Origin of the sequence: Coleofasciculus sp. H7-2, assembly GCF_042747725.1 — a bacterium.
Taxonomy (GTDB): Bacteria; Cyanobacteriota; Cyanobacteriia; order Cyanobacteriales; family FACHB-T130; genus FACHB-T130.
In genome coordinates this window covers 55433-73588 of record NZ_JBHZGO010000090.1, presented here as the reverse complement: position 1 = coordinate 73588, position 18156 = coordinate 55433, and the positions used below count along the sequence as shown (strand labels likewise).

The following is an 18156-nucleotide window of genomic DNA, read 5'->3' as shown; positions in this document are numbered from 1 at the left end:
TCTCAAAACCCTCTATACCCTAAGGGCACGAGGAAAGGAGGAAAATTTCTTTTCTCCCCCAGATTTTCTAGAGCGTCGGTACAGCCATCCTGAAAGAACCCCTCCCCAGCCCTCCCCGTTGCGGGGAGGGCTGGGGAGGGAGCCGGAAAACTCAGGACTTACGCAAAGTTTATACATATAGCGCTTTGTAGGGGCAATCCCCCTGTGGTTGCGGTGGCAGATGTGGTGATATTTGCGTAAGTCCTGATCCTGAAAGAACCCCTCCCCAGCCCTCCCCGCAACGGAGAGGGAGCCGGAAAGGTTTTATTTTCCCCTTTCACAGAGAGGCTTTTGGGGGATTCTACAGATTTGCGGGCAAGCAAATTGATGAGTGTACCGATGTTCTAGACATCAGCGATTGTTGACATTTCCCTCAGATGTCGCCCACTGGACAATCGCTTGCGTTAAGCCGTCTAAAGTGTATTCTGGGGCTTCTACATCCACTCGCCCCAGCAGAGAAAGACAGGTTTTAGAAGTTTGGGGGCCAATTGAGGCGATACAGACACCTTGTAGGGGCAATTTATCGATTTCGCCGACTAATTGACCAAAAAATTGCACGGTTTTAGAACTTGCAAAAGTAATAACATCCACTGCCTGTCGCTGGAGGGCGTCTAAAGCTGCGGGTGCGATCGCTTCCGCACACCGAGATTGATAAGCCGCCACTTCTGCCACTTCTGCACCCTGGGCGGTTAATTCCTTCACCAAGACTTCTCTTCCACCCGTTTCTACTCTGGGAAACAGAATTTTTTTGCCTGTCAACGGTTCTGGAAAGTATTCAACCAAAGAATCTGCAACAAACTCTGGGGGAATAAAATCGGGTTGTAAGCCTTGCTGCTTGAGACTTTGGGCGGTTTTCTTGCCGACAACAGCAATTTTGACACCAGATAAGGCACGGGCATCTTGATTTTGCGCTTCCAGCCGTTGAAAAAAGTAATCAACACCGTTGGTGGAAGTGAGAACTAACCAGTCGAAATCGGATAAGTGCGCGATCGCATTATCCAATTCTTCCCAACTGGAAGCAGGGCCAATTTCCAGCGTCGGCATCTCAATCACCGTTGCGCCTTCTTCTTGGAGGCGCAAGCAAAACTCACCCGATTGTCCAGATGCGCGTGTCACCAGGATAGTTTTCCCAGCTAGCGGTTGGGAAGAGTTTTGAGTAGTTAGGGACGAGGTTTTCTGAGAACTGTGGCTTCCCATAGGTATGTCTGATAAACTCACCCGTGCTGAGTTTTGGGTTGAAGATTCTGATGATTGTACGGGCAGATTTAGGCGTCGATCTGATTTTTCTGGCGACATTTTAGCTAAACCAGCCTCGACGACTGGTGCATCTGGCGATCGCAAGTATTCTCTCAAACCGACGACTTCCCCGATGGCAATGACGGTGGGAGAGAGAGATTCGCCCCTAGTTTGCTCAACGATAGTGCCCAGCGTAGCTGTCCAGACTTGTTGTTGAGGCGTTCCCGCCCAACGAATCGCGGCGACGGGAGTAGAAAGCGATCGCCCATATCGATGCAACTGATAGACAATTTCATCGAGATTGCGCCCACCCATCAAGATTACCAGCGTTTCCATCCGCGCCAGCGCCTCCCAGTCCAAAACATCCGGTTCATGGGCAGTAATCACCGTGAAACCTCGGCTCATCACCGGATCTGTCAGCGGAATCCCCGCTAGCAAAGGTGCTGCCAACGCTGAAGAAATCCCCGGTACGACTTCAAAAGCACACCCAGCGGCAATTAATGCCTGAATTTCGGAAGTAGAACGCCCAAAAATAAACGGATCGCCACTTTTTAGCCGCACGACTCGCTTTCTCTGCTGACAGTGTTCTACCAGCAGTTGGTTAATTTCAGCTTGCGGTGTGCTGGGTTGTCCACCGCGTTTGCCCACATCCAACTTCAAGCAACTGTCTGGCACCAACTCCAACAACTGGGCATCCACGAGGGCGTCGTAGACTAACACCTGTGCCTCAACGAGCAGATGTTGTGCCCTGACGGTGAGGTAAGCAACATTTCCGGGTCCCGCCCCCACCAGATATACTTTTCCGGTACGCTCAGTCATTATTTGGCTGTAATCAAAGGAATTTGCAGCTTATTTCGGGCTATCCATTTCCTGGATGAGTTGATCGAGTTGTTGTTGCTCGGTTGTGCCCGCTTTATATAAGTTTCTAGCTTTTTGAAGGACTGCGATCGCTTCCTCGATTTTGTCTTGTTTCATCAGAGTGTCTCCCAACCTCAAATAAGCATCGACATTTTTGGGCGATCGCTCAATCAATTCCCGGAATATGGGCGTAGCTTCGTCAATCTTATCTTGCGCCATCAGAGCATTTCCCAACAGCAATCGAGCCATGTCATTGGTGCGGTGTCGCACAATCACTTGGCGAAAAGCTGCCTCTGCACCTGCATAGTCTTTTTGTTTATAAAGTGTCACCCCTTTCTTAAAAAAGTTTGAAGCGATGAATGTCTTCCCCAGGAAAAAACCTAGGAGTGTTAGACTAATCCCGACTACAGCCGCAGCCAGAAAATAAGCTTGTTGAGATGTTTCCGTTTCCACCATTGGTAGCCCTCCGGCACTTCTAGCAGCCCTATTTTGCTTAAGCTTACCTTGACGAGGGTTTTAACATTTCTTAGGCTAAAAGACAGGCAGCGGGGAAAATCAGATATTCTAAGAAAAACAGTTTCCAAATGAATTGGTAAAAAGATGCGATCGCGCTCTGATCCTGCAAATCTACACTCCGGCTGCGCCACCACAGCAACAAGAGTGCGAATACATGAGTAACGATCGCAAATGTGGAATTAACCGCACTTAGCGATAACACCCCAGCCACAATCATGCCCAGGTAACAGACCATAATCACCCAAAGAGAGAGATTAAAGACGGCTGGCTTGCCGAGTTGAATCGTAAACGTGTTGATGTTGTACTGCTTATCGCCCTCCATGTCGGGGATGTCTTTAAAAATAGCGATCGCAAACGTAAACACCAACACAAAAATAGTCAGCGCCCAGACTGATGTCGGAATCACTTGACTTTTTTGCAATACCCAATTGAAGTGCAAAAACAGTCCTAAATTGACAATAACTCCGCGCACGGTGAAAATGCACAGCGCCGCCCAAAATGGAAATCGCTTTAACCGAATCGGCGGCAGAGAATAGGCAGTGCCAATTGCTAAACTAATACCCACCGTGAACAGTAAAAATCGTCCCAGGAGAAGTGCCAACAGCAGCGCCACACTTCCACTAATGGCGACAATAATTTGAGCTTGCGCCCTAGAAAATTCACCGGCAGCAATAGGCAAATGGGGCTTGTTAATTTTGTCAATTTCCACATCTTCGAGCTGATTTAGCCCGACAATGTAGACATTTCCGCCCAGACAGGCAATCCAAGCACCCAAAAACTGCCCGACACTCGCGCTGGTAACGCCCGTGGAGGCTGTCGCCAGCGCGATCGCGTACAACGCCATCACACTCAGGCTGGTGCCAATAATCGTATGGGGGCGGGAGAACTTCCATAAGGAGTAAAGCCAGGAACCATTGCGAGGCGCTGGGTGGGACTCAGAAGGACTGGTTTTGGGAAGGGAAGACTTTTCAGGAGAAATCTGGCTCATGCGTGCCTGAATGAATACTCAGGCTTGATTTTAAGCAATTTTTGTTCCCAAACGTTATTTCTTAGTCGCACAGAGCAATCCGAATCGAATCAATCCTTGCTCATAGCCCCGGCTCATTAATCCGAGTGAAAGCGCCGCTTGAATCGTTGTCCAGCCAGAGAAAAGCAAACCCAGAACGGCTTTGGGATCGAGAGTCGAATCAATCACGATATCCCAAAATGGTGCGACAGCTGTTGACCAATCTGCCGTGCGAATATTCTCAAAGGATTTGCCAGCCAGCGTTTCATATTCTGGCAACGAAATCACATAAGGTAAAGCATATACACGGTAAATTTCCGCCAGATGTTTCCGCTCATCATCACTCAGCTGCCCATCTGCTCCCCCGACAGGACGATGACACCACGTTGCCATGAGAAAAGTTCCCCCCGGCTTCAGCACCCGGTAGCACTCCTGCAAGAACTTCTGTTTATTTGGCATATGTTCGCCACTTTCGAGCGACCATACAAAGTCAAAGGAATCGTCAGCAAAGGGCATATTCAGGGCGTCTGCCACCTGAAACGAAGTGCGATCGCTCAATCCGGCCACTGCTGCCCGTTCTTTGGCTCTAGCCGCCTGGACGGGACTCAGTGTGATTCCCGTTGCCGATGCGTTAAATTTTTGCGCCAAGTAAAGAGAACTGCCGCCAATCCCGCAGCCGACATCGAGGATATTTGCGGGGGCGGTCAAACCTTCCCCTACCGGCACCTCAGCCCACTTGAGCAATTCTTCAATTAAGTCAATCTGCGCTTGCCGCCGGTCTTTTTTCAGAGTGCCATCAGCGCCATAGTATCCGTGGTGCATATGTTCGCCCCAAATCTGTTCCCACAGACCAGAGGAAGCGTCGTAGAACTGCTGAATTTGTTGATAAAGAGTTGAAGTCATGAAATTTTCAGGCGGTGTTGCTGAAAATTAGCCTACCAGAACTCGGAAAGCAGTAAGCTCTAAAAAGACTTTTTCAGATAGACCGCTAGACCATGACTGTTGCCAGAACCATTTGCCTGGGATTTCTTGCCGTCATCACGTTGGGAGCGATTTTATTGATGCTGCCGTTTTCAATCGGTGACGGCAGTTGGAGCAATCCGGTAATCGCGCTATTTACTTCCACGTCTGCCGTCTGCGTGACTGGTTTATCCGTGGTCGATGTGGGGAAATTTTATTCATTTTGGGGGCAATTGTTCATTGTCTTGCTGGTTCAGGTAGGCGGATTGGGCTACATGACAGCGACGACGTGCCTGTTGCTGTTGCTAGGGCGCAAGTTTGGACTGCGAGAGAAAATCGCCATTCAACAATCGCTCGACAAGCCAGGATTAGCCGGTGTGGTGGAATTGGTGCGCTCAATCATTGCCACTACGCTGATTATTGAAATAACTGGGATCTTTTTACTGATGCTGGTGTTTGTACCCGACTATGGATTCGATCGCGGTCTTTGGCTATCGATTTTTCATAGTGTGAATTCTTTTAACAATGCAGGTTTTGGCTTGTTTTCAGATAATTTAATGCAATATGTGCGATCGCCTTTGCTCAACCTGATTGTCACCGCCTTGATTATTTTGGGTGGGATTGGCTATGAAGTGATTATGGAAATGTATTTATGGACGCGCGATCGCTTCTTTAAAAGTCAAGCTCGTGTCGTCTTTTCTCTCAATTTTAAGATTGCTACCACTACTACTCTCTTTTTACTCATCCTGGGAACAATTCTCTTTTTGTTTACAGAATTCAACAATCCACAAACCTTTGGCACACTTAATTTCCCCCAGAAGCTCATGGCGGCTTGGTTTCAATCGGTAACACCTCGAACGGCTGGTTTTAATACCATTGACATTGGGAAAATGACCGAAGCTTCTCTTTTTATTACCATTGCATTAATGTTTATTGGGACTAATCCTGGCAGTACTGGCGGCGGAATTAAAACCACGACGACAAGGGTTTTACTCAGTTCTACTTTCTCGGCATTACAAGGTAAGGAAGAAGTTATTGCTTATCAACGCCAAATCCCGAAGGCGCTAATTGTGAAAGCAACTGGGGTGGCGGTTGGTTCGCTTCTGGTGGTCATTAGTTCCACCACTTTAATTGCGCTGAGCGATCCACAGTTGGAGTTTATCCAAATCTTGTTTGAGGTTGTTTCAGCATTCGCCACTGTGGGACTTTCTACTGGCATTACAGCGAGTATTTCCACGTTTGCCAAACTGGTATTGATTGCCACCATGTACATGGGTCGGGTGGGAGTGTTGCTACTGATGTCAGCGATTCTCGGAAATCCCAGTCCCAGCGTTATCCGCTATCCGGAGGAGAATTTGTTGGTAGGATAGCGATCGCGTCCCCGATGCTTGATAAGCTATAACCTGAGTAACCTTTAGCTTTTTGTCAGTTGTTCGTGACAGAATGGCAGCTTGTCGATTAAAAGGTTAAAAGTTAAAAAGTTGGTTTATACTTGCAACTGTTTTTGACTAATGTTCCCTAACTCAATGAGTCAGTTCGGAGTTTATCCGTGAACTTATCATCTTTAAACTTTTTTCGCAGTCTCAGCACTAATAACAAGAATCAATTTGCAGTCGTTGGGTTAGGTCGCTTTGGTCGTGGCGTCTGCTCGACTCTACACTATCTAGGCTACGAAGTGCTGGGCATTGACGCCGACGAAAAGAGAGTCGCCCAAGTCTTGACCGATCAAATTGCCGCTCATGCCTTGCAGTTGGATTCAACAGAACCCGCTGCTCTTAAAGAGGGAGGAATTTTTGATTTTGATACGGTGATTGTAGCGATTGGGAATTATCTGGAAGCTAGCGTGGTGACAACCCTAAATCTGAAGGAAGGCGGGGTGGCTCATGTGGTGGCAAAGGCATCCTCAGAAATTCATATGAAACTTCTGACAAAAGTCGGGGCAGATCATGTGGTATTTCCAGAGCATGAAATGGGCTGTACTTTAGCGCGATCGCTGACTAAACCAGCTATTTTAGATCGGTTCGATCTGGACGTTGATAACAGTATTGTAGAAATTATTATTCCAGACGACTTTCACGGCAAAACTATCTCAGAACTGCAACTTCGCAGCCGCTATGGTTTGAATCTGCTAGCGGTCAGTCACGATGGCAAGTTTGAAATTAATCCCAATCCCAACCATCGACTCTATAAGGGGGCAGCAATGGTTGTGATTGGCTCCAACAAAGACATTAATCGCCTACCCATTTAGAAAATTAAAAATTAAAAATTAAAAAATTATCTCTTTAATTTTTAATTTTTAATTTTTAATTCAAGAAGCGCCTAGCTGCTGTAGAAACTGGTTAATCTGGTCAATTTTGTCTACATTCCCCTGCTGATTGAATAGCGTTTTAGCTTGAACAAGAAAGGGGAGCGCTTCCTCGCGTCGTCCAGTTTGTTGCAGCGTTACTCCTAAGTTAAAAAATGCATCTGCCAGACTGGAATTGATGACAATCGCTTCCTGGTAATTAGCGATCGCTTCCGCCAACAGACCTTGCCGTTGCAGAGCCACGCCCAGATTATATAGAGTCACGGCATCATTTGGGTTGAGGCGCTTGGCTTCCCTCAATGCCGCAGCTGCATCTTTTGCCTGGTTCTCCTTTAACAGCATTGCCCCCAATTGTTGATAAGCTTCGCCATCATTGGGATTGAGACGCACCGCCTGCTTGAATCGATTGGCTGCCGCTTTGTAGTTGCCTTGCTGGACAAAAATCAGACCCATCTGGTATTGAGCGGCTGCCAAGTTAGGATTCTCAGAAGCCGCTGCATTCAGGGCGTTAATCGCTTGTTTCGGCTGATTTTGTTGAGCGTAAAGTAACCCCAGTTGATATTGAGCATCGGCAAGAGCCGGATCAACTTCAACTGCTTTTTGAAACTGAGCTATCGCAGCTTCATTTTGATTTTGGTTGACTAACAGCAGTCCCAGATTATAGTAAGCTGCTGCATATTTGGGGTCATTCACAATCGCTTGCTGATAGGCAGCGATCGCTTCCTGTGTCTGACCTTTTGCCTCCAACGCCAAGCCCACATTATAGTGAGCATCTGCCAACTTGGGATTAAAACTTAGCGCCCGTTCATACGCAGTCAGTGCGGCATCTGGTTGCCCTTGCTTATATAAAGCAACTCCCAAATTGTAGTAAGCCTCTCCCAAATTGGGATCGAGACGAAGCGCTTGCAGGTACTCATTCGTTGCCTTATCAAGCTGTCCTTGCTCGGCTAGAGAATTCCCCAACAGATAATAAGCCATCGCAATGCTGGAATCAAACTCAAGCGCTTTGCGAAGAGCTAGCTCTGCCCCCCGATAGTCTCCGCGATTATACCGCGTCACCCCTTGTTGGAAGTAAGTAGCTGCCTCAAAATCTTGAGTGTATAGACCTTCGACCATCTGCTTAGTTTGTACGGGCGACTCAAAAGAGGTTGTCTTTTGTCGCCCATACCGCGATTCACCAGCAAAGGCAGTACCGGCAGTCGTCACAAGACCGATCAAAGCAGCCGCAAGGAGATAAATTCGTTTGTGGTTTTTAACCATATCTAGAACCCCGCACCACTCGCTATTTAGGAAAAAGGTAATTGGGAAAAAGGTAATGAGTTGTCAGTTGCAATTTACCACTGACCAGTGATGATTGACCATTCCTCATTACCTTAACTTGTCCCATCGTCATCCGATTGTGGCTTCCGGCAAAATTAGCATCGCATCCCCAAAAGAATAGAAGCGATACCGATGCTTTGTCGCCACTTGGTACAGTTCCAGCAACCGCTGACGCCCGACTAAAGCACCCACCAACATCAGCAAACTCGAACGGGGTAAGTGGAAATTTGTAATTAGCCCGTTCACCACCCGCCACTGATAGCCGGGATAAATAAATAACTCTGTCTTGCCCCTAAAGACGTGTAATTCCCCACTAGCAGCGGCTGACTCTAGCGATCGCACAACCGTTGTTCCCACGGCAATAATCCGACCCCCCCGCGCCTGGGTTTCCCGAATTTGTTCCACCGTAGACATGGGGACTTCTACCCACTCCCCGTGCATTTTGTGGGTGGTAATATCCTCCACTTCCACGGGGCGAAATGTCCCGACACCGACGTGCAGCGTCACCGAAGCCTGCTGAATGCCTCGTTCTTGCAAGCGCTGGAGTAACTCTGGGGTAAAGTGTAGCCCAGCGGTGGGAGCAGCGATCGCTCCTTGAGCCTGGGCATACACAGTTTGATACTGTTCCGCCTGAGATTGGGAATCTGTAATGTAAGGAGGTAGCGGCACTTGACCGTATTCCTCCAACAAATCTTCAAACCGATCCCCCGCTGGAACATCAAACTGCAACACCCGCCCCCCAGTCGCCTCATCCCTAGACAAAATCGTGGCACTGAATTGATTGGGAATTGGGGATGGGTGCAATTTTTCCTCAGTCCCTTTCTGTGGTTCAAACAATATCTGCGCCCCCGGTTGCAGACGCCGCCCCGGTTTCACCAAAGCCAGCCAGCAGTTGTTCTGCTGTTCCTCCAACAGCAACACCTCCACAGGGGCACCCGTAGATTTACGACCCCGGAGACGGGCTGGGATGACGCGAGTATTATTTAAAACCAGTAAATCTCCGGATTGGAGGAAGTCGGGTAAATCTCGAAAAATAGCGTGCGCCGCCTGGTGATTTGGGGAATCCACCACCAGCAAACGCGCACTATCCCTTGGCACAGATGGGTTTTGAGCAATCAGTTCTGCCGGGAGTTCATAGTCATAACTGGCTAATAACCGATCGATATCTATATCATCCCCGCTGGCTGCTTCAGCTTGAAACCGTGAAGGTTCTGGGCTGTCTACCTTTAATCTTCTTGCCCCACTAACGGCTTTTGAATCTCCAGACAGGGGATCGCTGATGTGACTGTCTTGATTAAATTCTGTCATCCCGTTAGTTCACTGATAAGGAATCGATCAATTTAACTTTGCAGATTGGGTAAAAACCCCCAGATAAGAACGGGGGCTTCTCCCCTATCGCAGACTATCTTACTCATGGAGAATTAGAGTTATAGAACCAGCACGACCTAGACACTAATAATTTCTCATGGAATACGTCTACTTTCTGGCGAATGCCAGCCTGACACTACGGGTGGTTGAGTATCTACACACAATGCCCCAGTTGCCCGTTCGTTTAATGACGGTGATTCATCAGATTGATGGCTGGGTGATCAAGGTCAAAATGAATAACCCTCTAAACCCGCAGCAAGATGGTGACTTCCGGGCGTTCATGAACGAACTGGGAATTCCCTACGAACCTGCCATTCGCCTCCAGATGGCGCTTTGGAGCCTGGAAACCGGACAGTCCCCCATTGATGTGATGCGTCGCTACCAAGTCGCTGTGGTTTCTCATGGTAGTCCCGATCGGAGCGATATTGAAGCATTCCGCCAACAGTTCACAAAAGGGCTGGGATATTGCCCGGAAACTCTAGCTTAATTAACTTAACGGCTCATCGAAAGCCGACTGAATGTAGTCTTGTAGACTCAACTGATATTCTCCTACGGCTAAATTTCTAGGTTCCGGTGAAGAAACCAAGGGAGCTGGTTCGGGTAGCAAAACAGTATTGGTTTTAGGACGCTGGCATCTGACCAAAGCGACATCAAATCGGCAAGGAAGATTTACTAAATCTGGACGCTCTGCTAAAAAAATCTCTGCTGTGCGCCAGAGTTTAGCTTGCTTTTGCGGTGTAATCGCCAGCATTCCATCCGCATCCCAATTTCCCCGACTGCGAGTTTTGACCTCGACAAATATTAAACAAGAGGACAGGGTAATGGGGCAATGGGTAACGGGTAATGGGTAATGCTGTCTTCCTGTCTCCCTGTCTCCCCCTCCCTTGACTTCATCTGGGCGTTTTCGCGCAATTATATCAATTTCTCCCCAGCGGCAACGCCACCGGCGCTCAAGAATTTCCCAGGCTTGGGAAAGCAACCATTCAGCAACTAGGTCTTCTCCTAAAACACCGATATTGGGATAATGAGATAGACGACGGTTTTCCATTAAATGGAACCAGCATGAAGTGTAGGCTAGATAATCGAATTTCGACAATTTTACTTGGTTTATTGCTTGTGGCGATCGCAATTGCATCTTTTGGCGCGATCGCATCTCCTGCCTGGGCGAACGACTACAACAAAGAATTTTTAATTGGTGCAGACTTCTCAGGCAAAGTGCTAACCGACTCCAGTTTTACTAAAGCCAATCTCCGCAATAGTAACCTGAGTCATACGAATTTGCGGGGTGTCAGTTTCTTTGGGGCTAATTTGGAAAGCGTTAATTTAGAAGGAGCCGATCTCAGAAACGCAACTCTGGACACAGCTCGCTTGACCAAAGCTAACTTAACGAACGCGATTTTGTCAGGGGCGTTTGCCTTTAACACTAAGTTTGAAGGTGCGATTATTGATGGAGCCGATTTTACAGATGTGCTGCTTCGTCAGGATGTGCAACAACAGTTGTGTAAAATAGCGTCTGGTACCAATCCCACGACTGGACGAGAAACCCGCGAAACTTTGTTTTGTCCATAATCCTTTTCGATCGTTCTGGGGAGAAAACATCAACTGGGTTTTTGAAAACACGAACCCCGTCTATGTTTGCAGTTGTATTTTTTCACTGAGCATTTTTCACTTAGCGTTCAAGACCAATCCTCTCCGGGATACGGCATTGCCGTGTCCCGGAGAGGATTATCTATGTAACAAAAGTGATAAAAAAGGCTAATTAACCGTACTGTTCAGAGTGGGTGCATCAGCGATTGGATTAGCGATCGCAGATTGGCGCAGGCGATCGCCGTAAAGAGCCAGTGCATTGCCGCTAAGCAACAGTTCTAGATGCTCCCGGTCATAATCGGCAACAGTCGCCGCATCCTTGACACAGTCATGCAGTACGCCATCCCAGTGACCATAGTCCCCAGAGAAACAAGCCAGACGTTTGCCAATTTCCCCCATCGCAATGTGAAGATAAGAAGGACCTGGATCGTCTGATTCAAAAGAGGTAAAGATTTGACCCCGCTCGAAGTATTCCAAGGGATCTCGATGGCGGAGATCGTAATGTTCATAAAGGCTTTCATCCTCAATCTGAGCCGGGTCATGCTGAGCATTCCACAGCAGATCGAAGAGGTTTTTTGCCTGACTAATCAGGTTGATATTGTTGTGGGTGCCTCTTTCCTGAATCATCAGCTTGGTGAATTCCATCAGGGAAGGACGATAGGGATGTTTGGGGTCAAAGTCACGGATGCGTTTTTCCCAATGCTCGTGGAAAGCATGGGCAAGATCCGGCACCCAACCACAACCGCCTTCTAAAAAGCCAACCCGCAGGGAGGGGAATTGCTCAAACGCGCCATCAAAAACCATCCTCGCTAAAGCCAATTGTTGCTGGTTTCGCTGCACAAAAATGTGCGTCAGGACAAAGGTTTCCACATGATCGGCAAGACCCCCTACCATGTAAGATCCCGGACCCCCGTGAATGCCGAGACCAATGTCCAAATCGGCTGCTGCTTGCAGGATAGGACGGAAGTCTGGATGGCTAATCGCTTTACAGGTGCGGATATCAGGGAAAGCTTGAGGCGCTTTGGGATGGGGGATGGGTAGGTTTGGGGCAACGGCGACGCTAATCATGCCCAGTTCGTTGATGCAGCGGTGCATTTCAGCAACAGCGGCACCTACATCCTGTAGAGGCAATACACCAATGGGTTTGAGCCGGTTATCGTAACCCCGGCAGTCATCGGCAATGTAGTTGTTGTAGGCACGGCACAGAGCGATCGCAAAGTCCTTATCTAATAAGCTAGAAAAGACTAAGTTGAGCGTGCCGTAAATTACCTGGACATCAATGCCTTCTCGATCCATGTGTTCAATCCGCACTCGATTGAACATTGCCCCCAAAGTTGTATCTGGATGCAGGTTGCGAAAGCCGCCTTTCCCCAGTCCCTGAGGCTGCGGGAACATCCGCATAAAGTCGTTTTTACCCGTAGCCGGATTAAAGTCTACGATTCTCGCCCGTTGGTCGCCAAGACTATCAATCGCTAAACCGATGCGATCGCGATACTCTGGCTCTAGATAATCCCGCATCACCAAAGGATTTTCTATCTTATGGGCATCTGCATCAATTACCAGTAGACCTTGATACATGAACACTCCTTAATAATTTGCACAATCGTCACCTGCGAATAAATTCCAGGTTTTAAGGGCGTCGGAGAGAAGCCTGCCCCGATGAAGACGCAATGTTTTTAATGGAAGACCCGCCTTTAGGCTGAAATTTAATTCAACGCTTTCTGCTTGCGATTCAAGTACGTCCAAACTTGGCGCAGACCAAACCAGTTTTCAAAAGACCACATGAGGGAAACTAGGATGGTAATTCCGGGGTACTTGACAAAAGCGGGGTCATTCTTCTCGAAGACAGCATGACCGCCCAAGGCGAAAACTTGGGTTAGGACTAAGCACACGAGCGTCAACCGCCAATCATAAAACAGCAAGACCACAGCAGCGATCGCCAGCACGTTAGTCAAGTGGTGCAGAAACTGGTTGATGGGATGCTGATGACTCGCCACAAAGTGGGCTTTAGCCTCCTGAAAGTAGCTCAAAGTAATTCTCCTGCGGTGAAACCCGAATTCGTCAAACTCAAAGCGTTGTAGGAACGATATCACTAAGTCCCTTGCCAAAGCCAGAGAAATTGCAAATTTTTTTAGGTTGCTTCCACCCAGTTTGGACAATTTACCCCTAGGATAGCAGCTAGGACGAATGTCGCTGACTTCAGCCCTAAACTAAAGTTTCGGCTAAAAGCTCGCAACCCGTTTAAACGGGTTCAACGGCTTACAGTAAGCTTTAGCTTACTTTAGCTTCTCGCTGTGAAATTTATTTCCCGGCTCCTTGTCTCAGTTCCATTCCAGCTAGGACACTCCTACCGCCACCGGAGTTGCAAATAACCCCGTGATTGACTCAGTTCCTCTTCGCCCAGCCATTCTACAGGCTTGTAAGTGCCAAAAACCCGATCCCACCAATCCACCGCCAAACCAAAGTTGTGATGCCACATTCCATATTTGTGATGCACATAGTGAACCGGCATCTTCATCCAGAAGCACTTGGTTGGGTTTTCGTGCTGTAGCTGATGGGCATAGGCTGAAAATGCGGCATAGAATAAGCCACCGAGGAACCAACCGATTCCCGCCTCCCACGAGTAGAAAAACATCAGGCACATTACCACCAAACTGCCCCTAACATAGTCTCGAAACTCCCACAACACCCCCTGTCCTTCGTTGCGACGGTGATGATCTCGGTGACGTTCGCCAATCCGAGGCGAAACGTGCATCAAGCGATGTAGCCAATATTCCACTAAACTTGCCAAGACAAACGCCAGACTAAAACAAGCGATTCCTACAGAAAGCTTTGCTAATAAGGTCATAAACTCGCATTCCTCACACTTTTTCTGTATAGCAACGCACACCTGAAGCTTTTTTATCCGATTTGATTGACTAGGACGCTTACATCCTATGGGAAATCTTGCTAATTTTTTGTTTTCTGTTGCTGCTGCCTAGAGCGATCGCTAAGTTTAAAAAAGTATAGGGTAATGCAAATATAATTCCACAAACTGCACGCCATCGACTCCAAGAGAACACGGCTCGTGATGTAGGATATATCCTCCAGAAACGATTGACTGCACACACCATTTCATCGCCCAACCCGATTACGTCATGCCACCAACCGGCAGGAATATAAAGCGTTTCACCTTGCTCAAGAATTACTTCGCGTTTATGCTGGAGTGCCTGCTTGAATTTTGGCAATGATTTAAAGTCTGGGTTTTCCAGATCCACCTGACTAAACCAAGAACGCAATTTTAAGCCGTGGCGCAAATGAATATACACCGGAAATGGATAGAGATTGTATGTCTCTGAGGGTGGAAAAAACACTATTTTTTTGGCACCATGCAGTTGCATCAGCGTGCCGTCCACTGAGTCATAATGTAAACCTGAGCTATGACCTCCCGGAGCCACATAAATGTTCATTTCGCTGGCAGGCTTCGTTAAACCCAGCCGAGATCCAATTGTTTTTAAAGAGGGTGTATCAGCAAGCGGGGTATTTTTGAGGGGACATTTTCCTAAGTTAATGTCATTTTCATGAGCCTTATGGTTACGCAACATCTCTGCATATTCTGTAAATGGCATACTTTGCAGATTCACGCCACTGCCGATGCTTTTCCATTTGCGTTTTTCCTGCTTGTCCCTTTCCCGCCCCGGATTCCGGAAGATTAACTCTTGATTGCCAAATTTCTCACATAAATAGTCTAAATTCCAGTCACATTCACTTTCTAATAAGCCCGTAATGATAACTGGGGTTCCGTTTTTTTGATATTTTTCAAAAAATGTTTCTGGCGTTATCGATGATATGTCCACTCGTTCGATTGGATTGACCCGATTTTCCCATCCTAATTTTAGGTTACTTTCTGATTTAGTTTCCATTCCTATTTTCCCAACTATTCTGAGTCAATGATACTTAGATAATTGTACGCAAAAGGCTTGGGTTGTCAGCGCTCATTAGTCATCAACAAAAGACCAATGAGTCATGACAACTACCAAAGTTTAGCATTTAGTTTGAAAAAAAATAAAAAATCTGCTTTAATCGACATCTAGTTATTCTTGCTAACGGATGTAATGCACTGATGGCAAATATATTGCTGCCACTTTTGACGACGATTGCTGAACGTGCTAGGGCGAATTTTGTGAAGAAAACTCGCCAGACCTCTGCGGTGCAGGAGCAGTTATTAAGGGAGCTGTTGCAGGCTCATAAAGATACCGAATTAGGTCGCAAATATGGGCTGAGAGATATCAAAACAATCGAGCAATTTCAACAGCAGATTCCGATTCTGCCTTACAGCAGCTATGAACCCTACACTGAACGCATTGCCCAAGGTGAAAAAAATATTTTAACGCCAGATCCGGTCGTTTATCTCAATACGACCAGTGGCTCGACGGGAAATCAGAAATTAATCCCGGTGACTCAGCGATTTCAGAACTCGTTGGGATGGGCTAATCTGACTTGCATCGGCTTTTTGAGTGAGGCGCTGCGATCGCAAGATCGAAAATTTGGCAAACTGTTAGTAACCAACACCGCCCAAATAACGGGACGCACCAGTGGCGGGATTGATTATGGACCGGGAGGTACAGGCGTTCTCCGCATGGGCAAGTTTCTCTACGAACAACTTTTTGCCCATCCTTACGAAACCCTACAAACTGCGGATAGTCTAACACGCCACTATCTTTGCTTCCTATTTGCCCTGCGCGATCGCTCTATGCGCGGAATCGGAGCCAATTTTCCCATGCTCATCCTGCGGATTTGCAACTATTTAGAGCGCTACGCGGAAGATTTGATTCGGGACATCGAAACTGGGACAATTACCAGTTGGTTAACACTTGAACCAGAGATTCGAGCCAAATTGGAACGGCAATGGTCAGCAAATCCAACTCGCGCCGCTCAATTGCGTGAAATCTTGAAGTCAGAAGGACGGCTTACCCCAAAATTAGCATGGCCTGAGCTATCTTTTATCGCCACCGCACGGGGAGGAACCTCAGATTTTTACTTTGAGCGATTTCCCACCTACTTTGACGACATCCCTAGCTTTGGTGCCGTCTTCGCCACCGCTGAAGGCACCTTTAGTATTTACCACGACCTCAACAATGATGGCAGCATCTTAGCTATTGAAACTGGCTTTTTTGAATTTATCCCAGAAGACCAGTGGGACGTAGAGCATCCCAAAACATTACTTGCTACGGAAGTGAAAGCAGGAGAACTTTACCGCATTCTGATGACCAACTATAGCGGCTTCTACCGTTACGATATTGGTGATGTTGTAGAGGTTCTGGGCTTTTACGAGCAGGCTCCTCTGATTGTCTTCCGTCACCGTCGAGGCGGGATTTTGTCTTCCACGACTGAGAAGACGACTGAATTTCATGCCACTCAAGTGATGCAAAGCCTGCAACAAGAATTTGGCTTGCCATTGGAGGATTTTTGTATCACTTTGTCCGAAAATGAGTTCCCCGCCCATTATCTAGTGAACATTGAACTCGTTGGCGGTCATATACTGAGCGATCGCCTTGCTTTTTTAGCCAGCTTTGACCGTAAACTCAAGGAAATTAACGTTTACTATCAATCCAAGCGCAAAGATCAGGTGCCTCCTCCCCGACTGCGGATTCTAGCTGCTGGCAGCTTTGCCAAAGTTCGCCAACGTCAGGTGGAAAGGGGAATTCCCGATTCTCAACTGAAATTTCCCCATATTAGCGAAGATCGGAGTTTTCTGGCTGGACTGGAAGTGGAGCAGGAGGTTAGGCTTCCAGAGGATCGCGATTAAATTTGTCGTTGCTGCCAAATAAAAGCAGCAATCCTGCCACCATTGAGACACTCGCTGCCCCATAAAAGATCCCTGGCAACCCGCCATAATTGATCGCTGGTCCCAGGAGAATCGGGGAGAGGAACTGTCCGAGGAAACCGGCACCCGTTCCGATTGCCAGCACGCTAGACCGAAGTTGAGAGGGGGCGAGATCGGCTAAAGCGCTATAGAGGTTGGGTAGCACAATCCCAAATCCCACGCCGAAGAGTACCGCTGTCAACAAAATCCAGCTGAGTTGGGACAGCAGTGGGATGGTTGCCAAGGTTAAGGTCATCAGTGCAAATCCGGTTGCTGTGGCTCGATTTAAACCAAGTCGCTTCGCTAGCCCCTTAGCGGCAAAAGCTGAGACAGCGGCTGCCCCAACTGCCCGCGATGCCAGGACAATCCCATTGAGAGCCGCCCCTGCCCCAATGGTTGCCTTGAGGTAAAGGGGTGCGTAAATAACTACGGCATACATCGCCACTGACGCTAAGCAAAGGGTTAGTAACAACTGTAAGGCGTGGGGATGTCCGAGGATTTTGCTCAGCTTTTGGTTGGAATCGGTGGCGCGTTCTTTAACCCGAAACTTCGGTGGCTTTTCTTTCAAAAATAAAGCAGCCAAAAACGCCAGCGGCAGTCCCAGTCCATACAGATAAAAAGCAAATTGCCAGTGAGTTGCACCAACCCAACCCCCTAAGAGGGGGAAGGCAATGCCAGTCAGGGTTAGGGTACTGGTGGCGTAGCCTAAAGCTTGCGATCGCGCTTCGCCTTCATACATATTCCCCAGCAAGCCTAGACTAGCCGCCGCAATCCCCCCACTGGCGACACCCAGCAACCCCCGCATCACTAACAGCGGCGTCAGAGTTTGCATGAAAGCTCCTGCCGTGCCTAACAGTGCGTAGAGAATCAGGGAAGGGATTAGCACCCGTAGCCGACCGACTCGGTCTGCCAAAATGCCTAACAGTGGGCTGAATAGGGCAATTGTCAGGCAATGTAGACTCACCAAGTTACCGGCAAACGCTGGATTGAGGTGAAGTTGTTGCACCATTTCTGGCAAAATTGGCGCAATGACTCCCCCCGTCATTGTGGTCAGGGAGCCTGCTGCCAGCAGCACTAACAGTCTGCGATCGCCCAACATAAGCCAGAAACCTACAA

17 protein-coding genes are annotated in these 18156 nt (G+C 48.0%); 5 read left to right on the top strand and 12 right to left on the bottom strand.

Annotated features, from left to right (window positions below):
- Window positions 1-390 precede the first annotated feature (390 nt).
- The 4 genes from cobA to ACFW2W_RS18835 form a co-directional block, all read right to left on the bottom strand.
- Window positions 391-2094, bottom strand: coding sequence for a uroporphyrinogen-III C-methyltransferase (gene cobA, locus ACFW2W_RS18850; protein ID WP_378181549.1), 1704 nt, complete (start codon window positions 2092-2094; stop codon window positions 391-393).
- Between the two features lie 30 nt (window positions 2095-2124).
- Window positions 2125-2589 carry a tetratricopeptide repeat protein gene (locus ACFW2W_RS18845; protein ID WP_378181546.1) on the bottom strand — a complete coding sequence of 155 codons (465 nt, stop codon included), beginning with the start codon at window positions 2587-2589 and terminating at the stop codon, window positions 2125-2127.
- A gap of 70 nt (window positions 2590-2659) precedes the next feature.
- Window positions 2660-3637: a homogentisate phytyltransferase gene (locus ACFW2W_RS18840; protein ID WP_378181543.1), complete on the bottom strand. Its 978-nt coding sequence runs from the start codon at window positions 3635-3637 to the stop codon at window positions 2660-2662.
- 54 nt (window positions 3638-3691) lie between these two features.
- Window positions 3692-4558 carry a methyltransferase domain-containing protein gene (locus ACFW2W_RS18835; protein WP_378181540.1) on the bottom strand — a complete coding sequence of 289 codons (867 nt, stop codon included), beginning with the start codon at window positions 4556-4558 and terminating at the stop codon, window positions 3692-3694.
- A 92-nt stretch (window positions 4559-4650) separates the two neighbouring features.
- Between ACFW2W_RS18835 and ACFW2W_RS18830 the strand changes: the two genes are divergently transcribed.
- The gene (locus ACFW2W_RS18830; protein WP_378181537.1) at window positions 4651-5985 is read left to right on the top strand and encodes a TrkH family potassium uptake protein; all 1335 of its coding nucleotides are present in this window, start codon (window positions 4651-4653) and stop codon (window positions 5983-5985) included.
- 179 nt (window positions 5986-6164) lie between these two features.
- Window positions 6165-6863, top strand: a complete 699-nt coding sequence (locus ACFW2W_RS18825; protein WP_378181534.1) for a potassium channel family protein — start codon at window positions 6165-6167, stop codon at window positions 6861-6863.
- 60 nt (window positions 6864-6923) lie between these two features.
- On the opposite strand, the gene ACFW2W_RS18820 is transcribed toward ACFW2W_RS18825, so the two are convergent.
- Together ACFW2W_RS18820 and queA are read right to left on the bottom strand one after the other, a co-directional pair.
- Window positions 6924-8180 (bottom strand): tetratricopeptide repeat protein, encoded by a 1257-nt coding sequence (locus ACFW2W_RS18820; RefSeq protein WP_378181531.1) that lies wholly within the window; start codon window positions 8178-8180, stop codon window positions 6924-6926.
- Between the two features lie 129 nt (window positions 8181-8309).
- Window positions 8310-9548 carry a tRNA preQ1(34) S-adenosylmethionine ribosyltransferase-isomerase QueA gene (gene queA / locus ACFW2W_RS18815; RefSeq protein WP_378181528.1) on the bottom strand — a complete coding sequence of 413 codons (1239 nt, stop codon included), beginning with the start codon at window positions 9546-9548 and terminating at the stop codon, window positions 8310-8312.
- Window positions 9549-9705: 157 nt separating this feature from the next.
- Here queA and ACFW2W_RS18810 point away from each other — a divergent pair, with 157 nt between their 5' ends.
- A complete protein-coding gene (locus ACFW2W_RS18810; RefSeq protein WP_378181525.1) occupies window positions 9706-10095 on the top strand; it encodes a hypothetical protein in 390 nt (129 codons plus the stop codon).
- Here ACFW2W_RS18810 and ACFW2W_RS18805 read toward each other — a convergent pair whose 3' ends face one another.
- Complete coding sequence (locus ACFW2W_RS18805; RefSeq protein ID WP_378181523.1) at window positions 10096-10656, bottom strand: YraN family protein; 561 nt, start codon at window positions 10654-10656, stop codon at window positions 10096-10098.
- Window positions 10657-10670: 14 nt separating this feature from the next.
- Here ACFW2W_RS18805 and ACFW2W_RS18800 point away from each other — a divergent pair, with 14 nt between their 5' ends.
- Complete coding sequence (locus ACFW2W_RS18800; protein WP_378181520.1) at window positions 10671-11177, top strand: pentapeptide repeat-containing protein; 507 nt, start codon at window positions 10671-10673, stop codon at window positions 11175-11177.
- Between the two features lie 186 nt (window positions 11178-11363).
- Here ACFW2W_RS18800 and ACFW2W_RS18795 read toward each other — a convergent pair whose 3' ends face one another.
- The 4 genes from ACFW2W_RS18795 to ACFW2W_RS18780 all read right to left on the bottom strand — a co-directional run bounded on the left by ACFW2W_RS18795 (window position 11364) and on the right by ACFW2W_RS18780 (window position 15097).
- The gene (locus tag ACFW2W_RS18795; protein ID WP_378181517.1) at window positions 11364-12773 is read right to left on the bottom strand and encodes an amidohydrolase family protein; all 1410 of its coding nucleotides are present in this window, start codon (window positions 12771-12773) and stop codon (window positions 11364-11366) included.
- A 128-nt stretch (window positions 12774-12901) separates the two neighbouring features.
- The gene (locus ACFW2W_RS18790; protein WP_378181515.1) at window positions 12902-13225 is read right to left on the bottom strand and encodes an Mpo1-like protein; all 324 of its coding nucleotides are present in this window, start codon (window positions 13223-13225) and stop codon (window positions 12902-12904) included.
- Between the two features lie 317 nt (window positions 13226-13542).
- Entirely contained in the window at window positions 13543-14043 is a 501-nt protein-coding gene (locus tag ACFW2W_RS18785; protein WP_378181512.1) for a sterol desaturase family protein, read from the bottom strand.
- 79 nt (window positions 14044-14122) lie between these two features.
- Complete coding sequence (locus tag ACFW2W_RS18780) at window positions 14123-15097, bottom strand: cupin-like domain-containing protein (RefSeq protein WP_378181509.1); 975 nt, start codon at window positions 15095-15097, stop codon at window positions 14123-14125.
- Window positions 15098-15297: 200 nt separating this feature from the next.
- On the opposite strand from ACFW2W_RS18780, the gene ACFW2W_RS18775 reads away from it, so the two are divergent.
- The gene (locus ACFW2W_RS18775) at window positions 15298-16983 is read left to right on the top strand and encodes a GH3 auxin-responsive promoter family protein (protein WP_378181506.1); all 1686 of its coding nucleotides are present in this window, start codon (window positions 15298-15300) and stop codon (window positions 16981-16983) included.
- On the opposite strand, the gene ACFW2W_RS18770 is transcribed toward ACFW2W_RS18775, so the two are convergent.
- Window positions 16958-18139, bottom strand: a complete 1182-nt coding sequence (locus ACFW2W_RS18770) for an MFS transporter (RefSeq protein WP_378181504.1) — start codon at window positions 18137-18139, stop codon at window positions 16958-16960. The two genes, ACFW2W_RS18775 and ACFW2W_RS18770, sit on opposite strands and share 26 nt — an antisense overlap.
- Window positions 18140-18156 lie beyond the last annotated feature (17 nt).

Excerpts from the sequence above, each read along its gene's own strand:
- cobA (WP_378181549.1), bottom strand. The coding sequence starts at position 2,094 with ATGACTGAGCGTACCGGAAAAGTATATCTGGTGGGGGCGGGACCCGGA.
- ACFW2W_RS18845 (WP_378181546.1), bottom strand. The coding sequence starts at position 2,589 with ATGGTGGAAACGGAAACATCTCAACAAGCTTATTTTCTGGCTGCGGCT.
- ACFW2W_RS18840 (WP_378181543.1), bottom strand. The coding sequence starts at position 3,637 with ATGAGCCAGATTTCTCCTGAAAAGTCTTCCCTTCCCAAAACCAGTCCT.
- ACFW2W_RS18835 (WP_378181540.1), bottom strand. The coding sequence starts at position 4,558 with ATGACTTCAACTCTTTATCAACAAATTCAGCAGTTCTACGACGCTTCC.
- ACFW2W_RS18830 (WP_378181537.1), top strand. The coding sequence starts at position 4,651 with ATGACTGTTGCCAGAACCATTTGCCTGGGATTTCTTGCCGTCATCACG.
- ACFW2W_RS18820 (WP_378181531.1), bottom strand. The coding sequence starts at position 8,180 with ATGGTTAAAAACCACAAACGAATTTATCTCCTTGCGGCTGCTTTGATC.
- queA (WP_378181528.1), bottom strand. The coding sequence starts at position 9,548 with ATGACAGAATTTAATCAAGACAGTCACATCAGCGATCCCCTGTCTGGA.
- ACFW2W_RS18810 (WP_378181525.1), top strand. The coding sequence starts at position 9,706 with ATGGAATACGTCTACTTTCTGGCGAATGCCAGCCTGACACTACGGGTG.
- ACFW2W_RS18805 (WP_378181523.1), bottom strand. The coding sequence starts at position 10,656 with ATGGAAAACCGTCGTCTATCTCATTATCCCAATATCGGTGTTTTAGGA.
- ACFW2W_RS18800 (WP_378181520.1), top strand. The coding sequence starts at position 10,671 with ATGAAGTGTAGGCTAGATAATCGAATTTCGACAATTTTACTTGGTTTA.
- ACFW2W_RS18795 (WP_378181517.1), bottom strand. The coding sequence starts at position 12,773 with ATGTATCAAGGTCTACTGGTAATTGATGCAGATGCCCATAAGATAGAA.
- ACFW2W_RS18785 (WP_378181512.1), bottom strand. The coding sequence starts at position 14,043 with ATGACCTTATTAGCAAAGCTTTCTGTAGGAATCGCTTGTTTTAGTCTG.
- ACFW2W_RS18780 (WP_378181509.1), bottom strand. The coding sequence starts at position 15,097 with ATGGAAACTAAATCAGAAAGTAACCTAAAATTAGGATGGGAAAATCGG.
- ACFW2W_RS18775 (WP_378181506.1), top strand. The coding sequence starts at position 15,298 with ATGGCAAATATATTGCTGCCACTTTTGACGACGATTGCTGAACGTGCT.
- ACFW2W_RS18770 (WP_378181504.1), bottom strand. The coding sequence starts at position 18,139 with ATGTTGGGCGATCGCAGACTGTTAGTGCTGCTGGCAGCAGGCTCCCTG.